This window comes from Thermococcus sp. M36 (genome assembly GCF_012027355.1).
Taxonomy (GTDB): domain Archaea; phylum Methanobacteriota_B; class Thermococci; order Thermococcales; family Thermococcaceae; genus Thermococcus.
Genome location: NZ_SNUH01000002.1, coordinates 71,508 through 83,208, shown reverse-complemented (window position 1 = coordinate 83,208; position 11,701 = coordinate 71,508). Strand labels below are relative to the sequence as shown.

The window sequence follows — 11,701 nt, the reverse complement described above, 5'->3', positions numbered from 1 at the left end:
AGGAAAAAGTTCACTTCTTCAGTACCACGCCCAAAGCTGTCCCGAGGACAACCCCCACCACAAGGGATACCAGGGCATACCTTGTCGCGTCCGTTGTGGCTCCGGGCTTTTCAGTAGGGGTTTTTCCGCTTAGGGCTTTTACAACGGCCGCGCTGTTCTCAATGAGGATCTCTGTGTACGGCCTGCCGCCCCAGAAGACTGTTATCTCCGCCAGGGGTTTTCCGCTCTTCAACGCCAGCTCTCTCGCGGCATCCTTTAGCTGGCCTGGGCTGTCGGTGGCGTAAACGATCATGTCCGCATTTTCCGCAGTTGAGACGAGGTCGTCGATCCCTATCGCCGGCACCTCTTCCTCGGGTTTTATAGACGCTACCGCCCTTATCCCGAGCCACTCGACCGCGTACTGGTTCGCAGGGGTCTGAATCACGGCGCTCCTGTTCTCCTCCATAAGGGCCCGGTAGGAGTCAACTATCGCCTTCACCCTCTCCTCGAAGCTCCTGTACTCCATCGCGTAGAGCTCGGCCCTTAATGGATCCTCCCTTTCAAGCGCCTTTTCAGTTGCCTTTGCCATCGCCAGCGCATTCTTGGGGTCGAGCCATATCCCGTGGGGGTTGTCCTTATCGTTGTACCAGTGCTCCCCAAGGTAGCGGAAGCCGTTTTCCCGGTAGTCTTCGAGGAAGAGAACCTCCCCTGTTATCGTGCCTTCTTTCTTCAGCTCCGCTATCCTTTTCTCAACCGGCAGGTGGCCGCCCGTTGTTACTATCACGTCCGCCCTCCGGAGGAGCTCTATCTGGCTCGCTGTGAGCTGGTACTCGTGAGGGTCTGCACCCGGGGGTATCAGGTAGACCACCTCAACCGAATCCCCGAAGGCGTCGCTCACTATTCCCTCCAGCGGTGCTATCGTTGTCACCACCAGAGGCTTTTCCCCCGAGGCCCCCATCAGCGGCATGAGCGCTCCAAGGAACAGCATGAGGGGGATAAATACCCTCGCCTTCATTTTCGGTCACCCGAATTCTGTTCCCCCTCACGGGTTTTAAACCTGCTGGCACCAAAACACTTAAAAGATGTGTTCATTAAATACCACGGGATGTCGTCATGAAGCGACTGGTTATGTTAATAATTGCTCTTGTTGTGGCAGCATCGGCCGTACCTTCCTCAGCATATGAAATAACACCGGGCGTGTCTGTGGGAATTAGCCCGAACTCAGAACTACTGAGCGTTGTATATTACCTGGCCTTCGGCAGGGACGATCCCTTCGTCATCCATCGGGGAGATTATCTGGACGAAGTTGATGTATGGTTTGGGCCCTACCGAAACCACCGGGCCGTTACAATGCTGAGGGAGCATCTTCAGAACGCCACCAGCATCTCCGACCGGGATCGTATGCTTTACTATCTTGAGGCGGATCTGCTCCAGTGTACTGGGCCTCCGGAGCTTCAGCAGTGGGCAGGGTTCTACGACCCCTGGACTTCGGAGTACCTTGGGGTTCTCAGGGATTTCGCAAAGAAAAGCAACTTTATGGAGTTCTATAGGCAGCATGAGGATTACTATGCGGAGGATATAAATGTCTACAAAGGTGCCCTTGAGCAACTCCCTCCTGATGACTTTATGAGAAACTATATTGACGTTTCCAACGTACGCTTCGAGTTTCAGCATCCCTTCCTTGTAGCGATACACGGACACAGCTTTAGCCCGGTGGGGAATGGAACCCAGATATACGGTGCCGGCGGGATGGTACCGCTGGTAAGACGGGATCCACAGAGAACTCTCTGGAGTTACAAGACCGCGAGGGATACCATGTTTGGTTTGCCGCTCAACAAAGACTACATAAACAACACCGGATTGGATCAGCTCATCTATCTTAGTTTTGTTTACCATGAACTCGGCCACGATACAACGATTCCGGGACTGAACAGGTACTACGAGGACACCTACAGCCTGCACTACCTGGAGGACACGATAGAGGGGGACATGCCCTACCTAGCCACCTACGACATACATTTTTGGTGGGATACTATGATGATATACGAGGGTTTCGCGGACGGCTGGATGGACTTTGCCCTTCTCAACGTTGACCCCGACTACTCTGCCCTGGCTATGTGGATGCAGAAGGGCTGGGGGGAGTTCTGGATCGACGACATGCTCAGGATATACGACAAGTATGCGGTTCTGAGCCAGAAGAACGGTGTCTCAATCGAGGAATACGTGGATGATATGTTGGCTGAGCTCAGGGAAAGCGTCCCTCCTGAAGTGGCGGAGGACATGTATCATGAGCGCGTTCCGGTGACACCCTTAAGGGCATTCGACAGGGGTGCTGTAACCGGCAAAGTCGTGGTGGTTTATGGAACCCTGAACCCCGACCCGTCCGGTACCGAGAGGGACATGGAAACCGCGGAGATAATCGCCGACAACCTGAGAACGTTCTACTCCCAGTGGGGCGGGAGGGTTGAGGTTGTAGTTAAAGCCGACGTGGACGTTACCCCCGAAGACCTAAATTCCAACCTCGTTTTGGTCGGCGGTCCAGTGGCCAATTCAATCGCCGTGAGCATACAGGATGAATTTCCGCTCCGTTTTGTGAAGTCGGAAAACGGCCACTGGATTCTGGAAAAAGACAGTGACTGGCAAATAGTTTCCTTTGTGCTCACGGACAATAAAACTGACCCGGTAGTTATGGGAGAGCTTGGAAACATCGCCGGGGCTTCCGTGATCATGGCCATCAGAAACCCCAGCAACCCCGAGAACTACATTGTCTGGATAGCCGGAGAAAACAGGAAACTAACCTCCCTCTTCCAGAACCCGACCTACTACCTCAGCAGCTACGAGATATGGAGTGAAAAGGGAATAGAGATGGGCTTCTATGTTCAGCCGCTTTCCTCTTCTTGAGGGGAGCCCTTTTCTTCCTTTTTCTTTTCCTTTCCGTCCCCACCGCTCTTTATGTGGGGCTTGCCTATCGCTATGGTGAAGCCCTTGAAGCTGTCGTCCTTCCTGTTGAACTCTATCGCTAGGGGAAGGCCGTTGTCTTCATTAAAGACTATCCTCACGATCCTGGCGCGTGAGTGGTCGTTCAGGTAGTCCTGCTTGAGACCCTCGTAGTTGTCGAGAACCTCGTTTATGCTCTCGCTGTGCATCTCGTAGATCTCGTTCGCATAGACACTGTGGTTTTTGATCTCCTGAACTTTCTTTTCCCTGTCCAAGCTACCACTCCCTCAGGCTTTGCGCCAGGCTCCCTCGCGGAACTTAAAAACCTTCCTGCGCTCTGCCATGCGGAGTGCTTCCTCAAGCTTGCCCTTGGGAACCTCAAGGTTATGGAGCTCCTTGAACAGCTCAACTATCTCGTCGGTTGTTAGGGCCTCTCTCTCTTCGAAGAGGTTGTTGACGAGGTTTATCATGTCCTCGACGAAGTTCCACGGGAAGACTATCCAGGCCCAGTCGATTTCCTCACCATAGTAGTCGGGCTTAAAGCGCGAGCCCCTGATGGTTAGAAGCGTGGCAACTTTTATCTCCGCCGGGTTCTGGTCCTCAACGTAGTTCTTCGCGAGGGTGAGGCTCTCGCCGGTGTCGCTGATGTCGTCGACGATGAGAACCTTCTTGCCCTCGAGGCTGTAGTTGCTGCCGTACTTGAGCTTGGCCTTTCCGTCCGGGGTGGCGGTAACGCCCCAGTGCTCGACCTTGAGGCTGACGAGGTCCTTGACGCCGAGGTAGTCGCAGTAGAGCCTCGCTGCAACCCAGCCGCCCCTTGCGAGGCCAACTATGACGTCGGGCCTCCAGCCGTTTTCGAGTATCTTCCAAGCCCCTTCCTTCGCCCACTTCTCTATGTCGTCCCAAGAAGCAAGATAAGCCGGAAACTTCTTCATTGGATTTCCCTTAATTGAGCGGACGGGAGGTTATATTTAAGCGTTTTGCTTCCGGCTTTGACAGGGAGATGGCAAAATATGAAAACGGTAATCTGGCGGATGCTTAAACTTTTCGGACGAGCCTTAAAGCGACCTCCCTGTAGACCGCCGGCAGGACTCTGAGGGAGCTTACTTCCACATATTCGTTGGGACCGTGGACGTTTCCGCCCCTCGGGCCGAAGTCGATTGCCTTTACCCCATATGGCGTGAAGAACCTTGAATCTGCCGCCCCCGGTCCTTCAACCGGCTCGGCCCGTACCCCGAACATCTCCAGAGCATCAAGCATTGCCCTAACTATACCCTCCCTGGGGTGCGTGAAGAGGTAGCCCGCCCTCTCGTTTGAGCGAACCTCTAGTTCTGCCCCCGGGACGTTGAACTCGATGACCTCTCTGATGGTGCTTTCTATCTCCTCCTCCGAGCGGCTCATCGCCCTCACGTCGAGCCTCAGAACGTGTCTTCCGTTTTCGAAGGAGTACATGTTGGGGGTTATAGAAACCCCGTAGTCGCTGTAATTCTCCGGCTTTACCGGTGCCCTCACGAGCGGGACTACTGCCTTCAGGAGCCTCGTGAGTCCCAGGTCGGCTTTGACCTCCTCCCCCTCGCCGGGTTCGAGGTACCTGAGCGTCACCTCGCTGGGAACCACGTTCCCTTTCAGGAACTTACCTTCGAGTGAGAGGGCAAAAGCCCCGCTGTTCCTCAGGAAGTGCGAGAGGGCTATCATTGGGTGCGTGTCCACCCCCGGCAGGAAATAGGCCGCGTGCCTCGTCTCGACGACTGGGGTGTTTATCCTGAAGGTTTTTTCTTTCAGAACTCCCCTGATGAGGATTTTTTCGGCCGGAACTGAAATCCTGATGCCGAATCCTTTCCTCCTTCTGATTATGGGCCTCATGCCGATGCCGTCGGCGTTTATCATATACTCCGGGAGCTTCCCCTCCTCCTTAAGCCGCTCCGCTATGTGCATTGCCATTGCTCCACCAATTTCCTCGTCCCCTGTGAAGGTGAAGAGGATTTTTCCACCGAGCTTCGTCTTTGAGAGTTCCCTCAGGGCGAGCATTATTGAGGCAACGTTACCCTTGTCGTCGGCGCTTCCCCTGCCGTATGCCCTGTCCCCTTTGACGGTCAGCTCAAAGGGGTCTGTGTCCCACTCTTCCCTGCTGACAGGGACAACGTCGAAGTGGGCCATGAAGAGAAGCCTCGGTTCCCCTTCACCGATTTCGCCGTAGAGTGCGTAGTAGCCGTTTTTTTCGATCAGCTCACTCTCGATGCCCCATGACTGCAGGGTATCTCTGATGAACTCGGGGCACTCCTTTGGGGGCTTTATTCCCTTTCCCGGATCGTTGGTCGTGTCAAAACTAACGAGTTCCGCGAGGAGCTCCAGCACGTCCATCGGCATACACCGTTAAGATTTCCATCGAAATGATATTTAAGGGTTGCTGGAACCTGTGTAACCGGTTTAAGAAGAGGAGAAACGGATGGGGAAGTTCAGACCTTCACCCGCTTCCATATGGTCCCCTGCGGTGTGTCCTCAAGCTGTATGCCGAGCTCCCTCAGCTCTGCCCTTATCTTGTCTGCCAGGGCAAAGTTCCTCTCCTTCCTGAGCTGGGCGCGCACCTCTATGAGGAGCTCTATGAGAGCCTCCTCCTCGCCCGCCTTCTGTTCTTTGAAGTAGTCCTCAAAGAGACCGAAGACCTCGCTGACGATCCTGAAGAACTCCCACGCCTTCCTGAGGATGCTCTCCTTTGGCCTTTCGACCCTGCTGAGGTACCTGTTTACCGCGCCGCTCACCTCGAAGACGGCCTTGAGCGCCTCTGCCGTGTTGAAGTCGTCGTCCATGGCCTCGTAGAACTTCTTCCTCGCGTCCCTGATGGCCTCGTAGGTCTCGAACTCCTCGCTTCCCCACCTGAAGGATATCTCCGCCCTCTCCATGGCCACGCGGATGTTCTCGAGGGTGTTGTAGAGCCTCTCCAGGTTGTTCCTGGCGTGCTCCATGCCCTCCTCCGTGTAGTCGAGGGGTGAGCGGTAGTGCCTCTGGAGGACGAAGAGACGGATTACTTCAGGGTCATAGCGCTGGAGCATCTCCCTAATCGTCACGAAGTTGCCGAGGCTCTTGCTCATCTTCTCGCCGTTCACCATGAGAAAGCCGGTGTGCATCCAGTACTTGACCCACTCGTGGCCGGTGCAGGCCTCCGTCTGGGCTATCTCGTTCTCGTGGTGCGGGAAGATGAGGTCGTTTCCACCGCCGTGGATGTCGAAGCTCTCGCCGAGGTACTTGGTGCTCATCGTGGAGCACTCTATGTGCCAGCCGGGCCTCCCTTCACCCCACGGTGAAGACCACTTAGGCTCTCCGGGCTTGGCCTTCTTCCAGAGAGCGAAGTCCTCGGGCTTCTTCTTGCCCTCACCAGGCTCGACGCGGGCGCCTTTGACGAGGTCGTCGAGCTTTATCTTGCTCAGCTTGCCGTAGTCCTTGAACTTCCTTACCTCGAAGTAAACGCCGTCGCTCCCCTCGTAGGCGTAGCCCTTTTCCTGGAGCTTCCTCACGAAGTCAATGATGTCCTCAATGTGTTCGGTGACTCTGGGATAAATGTCCGCCGGCTTGACCTTGAGGGCCTTCATATCCTCAAGGAAGTACTTCAGGAACTTCTCAGCCAGCTCCTTTGGGTCTTCCCCGGTCTCGTTGGCGCGCCTGATGATCTTGTCGTCTATGTCCGTGAAGTTCATAACCATCAGGACCGTGTAACCGCGGTGCTCAAGGTATCTCCTAATAACGTCGAAGGCTATGTAGGTTCTGGCGTGGCCGAGGTGAGTATAATCGTAAACGGTTGGCCCACAGACGTACATCCTGACCTCGCCTTCATTGATGGGTCTGAACTCCTCCTTCTGCCTGGTCAGGGTGTTGTACACTCTTATGGCCATCTTCTCACCACCGTGAGAACTTTGGGGGGTTCTTTTATTAGGTTATCGCCGTCGTTTTGGTCAGATTTGAGTAGAGAGAGTGAGAATTTTGCAGTGGGTTTGCTTGTTATGGATGGTTTCAGGAGTATGCCCAATCAAAAATTCAACGGGAAATAATAAAAAAGGCAGGAGCTTGGCTGGCTTGCAACCAGCCATTGCTTCCATTCCCAATCTCCACACTCTTCTGATACGCACTCCCCTCTTAATCTGCGCGGTTTCATTCTCAGTGTAATGCTTCGCTTGATGGTGCGGTGTCACTGAACAGTCCCAGGAGGTGACACCCCAATGATCCGTAAGAGTATCTCCTGGCCCTGGCACAAACAAAAGCTTAAAAACCAACTCCCTCAATCGGGGTTAGAGCAGTAGAAGGAGGTTACGGTGATGAAGGTTCAGAAGGGAGACGTCATAAGGCTTCACTACACCGGAAAGGTCAAGGAGACCAGCGAGGTTTTCGACACCACCTACGAGGAGGTTGCCAAAAAGGCCGGAATATACTCTGAGAAGGGCATCTACGGTCCCGTCCCGATAGCCGTTGGCGCTGGCCACGTCCTCAGCGGGCTCGACGAGCAGCTTGAGGGCCTTGAGGTCGGAAAGAAGTACGAGATAATCGTCCCGCCCGAAAAGGGCTTCGGGAAGCGCGACCCCAAGCTCATAAAGACCTTCACCCTCGGCCAGTTCAGGAGGCAGGGCATCTTCCCGTTCCCGGGCATGCCCGTCGAGATAGAGACCGAGAGCGGTAGGAAGCTCAAGGGCAGGGTTCTCACCGTCAGCGGAGGCAGGGTCAGGGTTGACTTCAACCACCCCTACGCGGGCAAGCACCTCATCTATGAGGTTGAGGTCATCGAGAAGATTGAAGACCCGATAGAGAAGGTCAAGGCCCTCATCGAGCTCCGCATGCCGATGGTTGACACGGAGAAGGTCATCATAGAGGTCGGTGAGAAGGACGTTACCGTCGACTTCGGCCAGCTCGTTGAGGAGGTCGACAGGAACACCCTCGTCCTCGGTGAGATACTCCTGGAGAGCGACCTCAAGTTCATAGGCTACGAGGAGGTCAGCTTCAAGCCGAACGTTGAGGAGCTCCTCAAGCCGCCCGGGGAGAAGGGTGAAGAGGCAGTAGAGCTTGAAGAGGAGGTCAGCGAGCCCCTCGTCGAGAAGGCTGAGGCTGCTGCTGAGCCAGCGGAAACAGAGACCGAGGAAAAGCCTGCCGAAGAGATGAAGGAAGAGCCCACCGGGGAGACCGCTGAAGAAACCAAGGAAGAGGTAACGACTGAGGAAGTCGCCGGGGAGAAGACCGAGAAGAATGAAGAGAAGCCCAAGAGGAAGAGCACCAAGGGCAGGAAGACCCGCAGGACGACCACCAAGAAGACCACCAGCAAGAAGAAGGTCAAGGCCGCCGAGGAGAAGAAGGAAGAGTCCGGGGAGGAGTGAAAAGCTTTTATCTCTCTCCCCCAACTTTTCTCCATGGAGTTCAGACAAAACCCCTACCTCCTTTACGTCGTCTCCCTGCCGCTCATCCTCGCGGTACGGTACAGCGACGGCGGAATCTTCCGCTGGGCGTTTTACAACATGCTCCTCTACTTCGCAGTTCCACTTGCTCTCGCGGTTTTAATGGGGTTTGGACGGGAGGAGGTGGGCGTCCGGCTGGGCTGGGGGGAGGGCTATAAGTGGGCGCTCATACTATTTCTGCTGACCATTCCGCTGAGTCTCTACGGCACGACCGTACCCGAGATGAAGGACTACTACCCCATATTCGAGTACTCCAGCTGGGGCGACTTTTTCGTCAAAGAACTCGCCGTTGGGGCCATAATGTTTGCCCACGAGGCCTTTTTCAGGGGCATACTGTTCTTCCCACTCTCTAAAAAGAACGAGTGGCTGACCATAATCGCGCAGGATATCCCCTACGCGCTCGCCCACATAGGAAAACCCCCGATAGAAATCCCCTATTCGTTCGTAGCGGGGATAATCTTCGCTAAAATGGATCTGAAGAGCGGGAGCTTTCTTCCGAGCTTCCTCCTTCACTGGCTCGGCTCAGTGCTCTTTGACGTTCTGTGCGTTCTGCTCTAACCGAAACCTCTATTAGTGTTGAGGCCAAATGAGAGGTATGTTCGGCTCTGAGGTTTACACGGGAGGCCGCTACTGGGAAATTGACTTCCTGCGCGGCATCGGCATACTCATGATGGTCGTTTCGAACTTCGTCACTGATTTACAGCTGTTTCTGAGTTATTCAGGGCACCAGACTTTCTGGCTGCTCTTTGCCAGGACAACGGCATTCATCTTTGTCTTTATCTCCGGGCTCTCTTTCTGGATAAGCTACTCGCGGACCGTCATGAAGACCTCCAGGCCGTATCGGAAGTACTTCATACGCTTCTTAAAGCTCTTCGGCCTCGGAATGCTCATAACGGCCGTGACCTACATCTTCCTCGAGGGCATGACCATACACTTTGGCGTGCTCCACCTCCTTGGAGTAGCGACTCTCCTCGCGATCCCCTTCCACCGCTTCGAGAAGTGGAACTTCCTGTGGGCGGCTCTGTTCATCCTCGGCTCACTCTTCGTGAGGAACCTCCACGACGGTTTGCTTCTCCTTCCCATTGGAATAATGCCGGAGGACTACTTCACCCCCGACTACTTCCCGATATTCCCCTGGTTCGGCGTCTACCTCCTCGGCTTGGCAGTCGGGAGCATCTTTTACCCCGGCGGAAGCAGAAAAATCGAGATGGGCCTTCCCCCAAGCCTCTTGATTCACTTCCTCGTCTTCGCGGGGAGGCACACCCTCCTGATTTACATCATTCATCAGCCCATCCTCGTCGGCCTGCTGAGGCTCATCCACGGCCCGCTTCCGGGCCTTCCGATTTAGACTGAACCCTGGCCGTTCCGTAGCCGACGAAGAGCACCCTGTCGGGGTCAAGGGCCTTGAGCACTTCCGGCCTGTGGGTTATTATTAGGGCGGTGATTCCGGCCTCGCGGATCATCTGGGCAACTTTCTTGGCAACCCTCATTGCAGTCAGCGTGTCTAGGTGCGCCGCAAACTCGTCTATGAGCAGGAGGTTCGGCTTCTCTGCCAGGAGGGATGCAATCCTCGCCCTCTCCTTCTGCCCGGTGCTCAGCTCTGAATACCTGGCACGGTAGAGAACCGCATCGCTAAGGCCGGTCCGGTTTAGAACTTCGACGGCAGCGTTGAGGTCTTTGAGCTTCCTGTAAACGTGTTCGAGAATACTCTCTGAGCCGAAAGAGGGCTCGAACTCGCCTGGTATCATCACGGCCGCCCTGACGTTGTCAGGAACTGCTATTTCCCCGCTCGTCGGTCTGTACTTTTCCTCCCACCAGCGGTTTGCCGCCCCGAGTATGAGCCTCAACAGCGTTGTCTTTCCGGCCCCGCTGGCACCGACGACCGCTATCAGCTCGCCAGGTTTTATCTCGAAGTTGAGGTTTCTCAAGACTGGTCTCTGAATGACGCGGTGTTTTACCCCGAAGGCCATAAGCAAACCCTGGATCTCCTCCGGAAGACCATTTATGTCGAGCTCGCTCTCGAAGACCTTGGAGACGTTTTTGAACACTATGGGGCCTGCAAGAGGTTCGACCCTACCGTAGCTCGGACGCCAGAGCCTTCCGTCCTTCGGGGCATAGGGATCTTCCTTCAGAAACCTCTCAATGTAATCCACAGCCTTTTCAGTTAGCGGATAGAACAGCACCGGCCTCCCGCTGGCGGTCTCCCAGAGGAACCTGAAGCCGACCTTCTCGAAGAAGGGGTTGTACCTCGCCATCTGGGCTATGGTCTCGACGAGATGCTTCCTCTTTCTCATCTCAGGTATCCTTCTCTCCGCTATCCACTCAAGCGCCGCCCTTACGCTCAGCTGTCCCAACCCATCCGAGCGGTAGTCGGGGTGAACGACAACACGGGCAATTCTCGCTCCCGCCGTGCTGGTTTCGGACAGGGCCTTCCATTTGGCCTTTTCCCAGAGATAGGAGCGGGCGACCCTTCTCCTGTACTTCTTCTTTAACTCTTCATAAAGTTCCTTCATTATGCGCTCTGGCCAAAAGGATGGGTGGAACCACTCCTCAGGAAAGACCTTTTCGCGGATGTTCTTTTCGACCTCGCCGTTCGGCAGTCTGCGGTGCATGAGCGGAATCGGAGGATCCACACGGACGTAGCTCAAGATCCTCGGCTCGTACTCCTCCCTCTCGACCAGCTCGAGGATGAGGAAGCGTGAGGCAGGCGTTGAGCCCTTGATTTCAAGAATATGGACATCCTCAGTTCCGCAGACTGGACAGGCCCCCTTGGTGTTGGCCTCAAAGATGTGGCCTTTCTCACAGCACCACAGGGCCACCTTCTCCTTCTGGGAGGCGTAGTGGTACTGTTCAAGCTCCGCTATGGCCTCAAAGTCTGACTCGTACTTTGCCTCTCTCGCGCGAATCTTGTAGGTATAGAGCAGTTCGCCGGTGAGGGGAGAGTAGCGTTCTGCCTCGACGTCCTTCTCCCAGAGGGGCCAGACCAAGACTTTATCGCCGTTGTAGAACCTCCAGAGCCTGTAATCATCGAAGTCGAGAACCTTGACACCCTCCAGCTCCCTAGGTTCTTCAAGAACTTCGAGCTCAACCTCGTCCCCCGTCAAGAACCACTGGGCGACGTTGCCCGTCATGTGGAGGCGGTACTTCTCACCCCCGGCTTCAACTTCGAGTATGCCAAACCAGCGGTGCCTGAACCGGGGGATTTCGCTCTCCGCGACCCTTCCCCGCATGATCATTAAGAACCACCGGGGATGATAGGGCACTGGAGGTTAAAACGTTAACCTGGCTCGCGCCGTGAACACCGCGTGACCTAGAGCCGCCCCGCACGTCCTGAAGGCGGGATCCTCCTGCCG

The 11,701-nt window shown here is 55.3% G+C and carries 10 protein-coding genes; 4 read left to right on the top strand and 6 right to left on the bottom strand.

Annotated elements, in window-relative coordinates; translation table 11 throughout:
• Window positions 1-10: 10 nt before the first annotated feature.
• Window positions 11-994: a metal ABC transporter solute-binding protein, Zn/Mn family gene (locus E3E36_RS08195; protein ID WP_167894965.1), complete on the bottom strand. Its 984-nt coding sequence runs from the start codon at window positions 992-994 to the stop codon at window positions 11-13.
• A gap of 188 nt (window positions 995-1,182) precedes the next feature.
• Here E3E36_RS08195 and E3E36_RS08190 point away from each other — a divergent pair, with 188 nt between their 5' ends.
• The gene (locus E3E36_RS08190; protein ID WP_342764398.1) at window positions 1,183-2,880 is read left to right on the top strand and encodes a hypothetical protein; all 1,698 of its coding nucleotides are present in this window, start codon (window positions 1,183-1,185) and stop codon (window positions 2,878-2,880) included.
• On the opposite strand, the gene E3E36_RS08185 is transcribed toward E3E36_RS08190, so the two are convergent.
• From E3E36_RS08185 to cysS, 4 genes are all read right to left on the bottom strand, one after another.
• Window positions 2,859-3,191, bottom strand: a complete 333-nt coding sequence (locus tag E3E36_RS08185; protein ID WP_167894963.1) for a hypothetical protein — start codon at window positions 3,189-3,191, stop codon at window positions 2,859-2,861. The genes E3E36_RS08190 and E3E36_RS08185 overlap by 22 nt on opposite strands.
• 12 nt (window positions 3,192-3,203) lie before the next feature.
• Window positions 3,204-3,851 carry a phosphoribosyltransferase gene (locus E3E36_RS08180; protein WP_167894962.1) on the bottom strand — a complete coding sequence of 216 codons (648 nt, stop codon included), beginning with the start codon at window positions 3,849-3,851 and terminating at the stop codon, window positions 3,204-3,206.
• A 103-nt stretch (window positions 3,852-3,954) separates the two neighbouring features.
• A complete protein-coding gene (locus E3E36_RS08175; RefSeq protein WP_167894961.1) occupies window positions 3,955-5,277 on the bottom strand; it encodes a M20/M25/M40 family metallo-hydrolase in 1,323 nt (440 codons plus the stop codon).
• A gap of 95 nt (window positions 5,278-5,372) precedes the next feature.
• A complete protein-coding gene (cysS, locus tag E3E36_RS08170) occupies window positions 5,373-6,803 on the bottom strand; it encodes a cysteine--tRNA ligase (RefSeq protein ID WP_167894960.1) in 1,431 nt (476 codons plus the stop codon).
• Between the two features lie 417 nt (window positions 6,804-7,220).
• Here cysS and E3E36_RS08165 point away from each other — a divergent pair, with 417 nt between their 5' ends.
• The 3 genes from E3E36_RS08165 to E3E36_RS08155 are packed head-to-tail and all read left to right on the top strand — an operon-like array spanning window position 7,221 to window position 9,696.
• On the top strand, window positions 7,221-8,270 hold the full coding sequence (locus E3E36_RS08165) for a peptidylprolyl isomerase (protein ID WP_167894959.1): 1,050 nt from the start codon (window positions 7,221-7,223) through the stop codon (window positions 8,268-8,270).
• A 33-nt stretch (window positions 8,271-8,303) separates the two neighbouring features.
• A complete protein-coding gene (gene mrtA, locus E3E36_RS08160; protein WP_167894958.1) occupies window positions 8,304-8,906 on the top strand; it encodes a CPBP family archaeomyxosortase MrtA in 603 nt (200 codons plus the stop codon).
• Between the two features lie 37 nt (window positions 8,907-8,943).
• Complete coding sequence (locus E3E36_RS08155; RefSeq protein ID WP_167894957.1) at window positions 8,944-9,696, top strand: heparan-alpha-glucosaminide N-acetyltransferase; 753 nt, start codon at window positions 8,944-8,946, stop codon at window positions 9,694-9,696.
• Here the strand turns inward: E3E36_RS08155 and E3E36_RS08150 are convergent.
• Entirely contained in the window at window positions 9,662-11,584 is a 1,923-nt protein-coding gene (locus tag E3E36_RS08150) for a GNAT family N-acetyltransferase (RefSeq protein ID WP_167894956.1), read from the bottom strand. The genes E3E36_RS08155 and E3E36_RS08150 overlap by 35 nt on opposite strands.
• Between the last annotated feature and the right edge of the window lie 117 nt (window positions 11,585-11,701).

Excerpts from the sequence above, each read along its gene's own strand:
- E3E36_RS08195 (WP_167894965.1), bottom strand. The coding sequence starts at position 994 with ATGAAGGCGAGGGTATTTATCCCCCTCATGCTGTTCCTTGGAGCGCTC.
- E3E36_RS08180 (WP_167894962.1), bottom strand. The coding sequence starts at position 3,851 with ATGAAGAAGTTTCCGGCTTATCTTGCTTCTTGGGACGACATAGAGAAG.
- E3E36_RS08175 (WP_167894961.1), bottom strand. The coding sequence starts at position 5,277 with ATGGACGTGCTGGAGCTCCTCGCGGAACTCGTTAGTTTTGACACGACC.
- cysS (WP_167894960.1), bottom strand. The coding sequence starts at position 6,803 with ATGGCCATAAGAGTGTACAACACCCTGACCAGGCAGAAGGAGGAGTTC.
- mrtA (WP_167894958.1), top strand. The coding sequence starts at position 8,304 with ATGGAGTTCAGACAAAACCCCTACCTCCTTTACGTCGTCTCCCTGCCG.
- E3E36_RS08155 (WP_167894957.1), top strand. The coding sequence starts at position 8,944 with ATGTTCGGCTCTGAGGTTTACACGGGAGGCCGCTACTGGGAAATTGAC.
- E3E36_RS08150 (WP_167894956.1), bottom strand. The coding sequence starts at position 11,584 with ATGATCATGCGGGGAAGGGTCGCGGAGAGCGAAATCCCCCGGTTCAGG.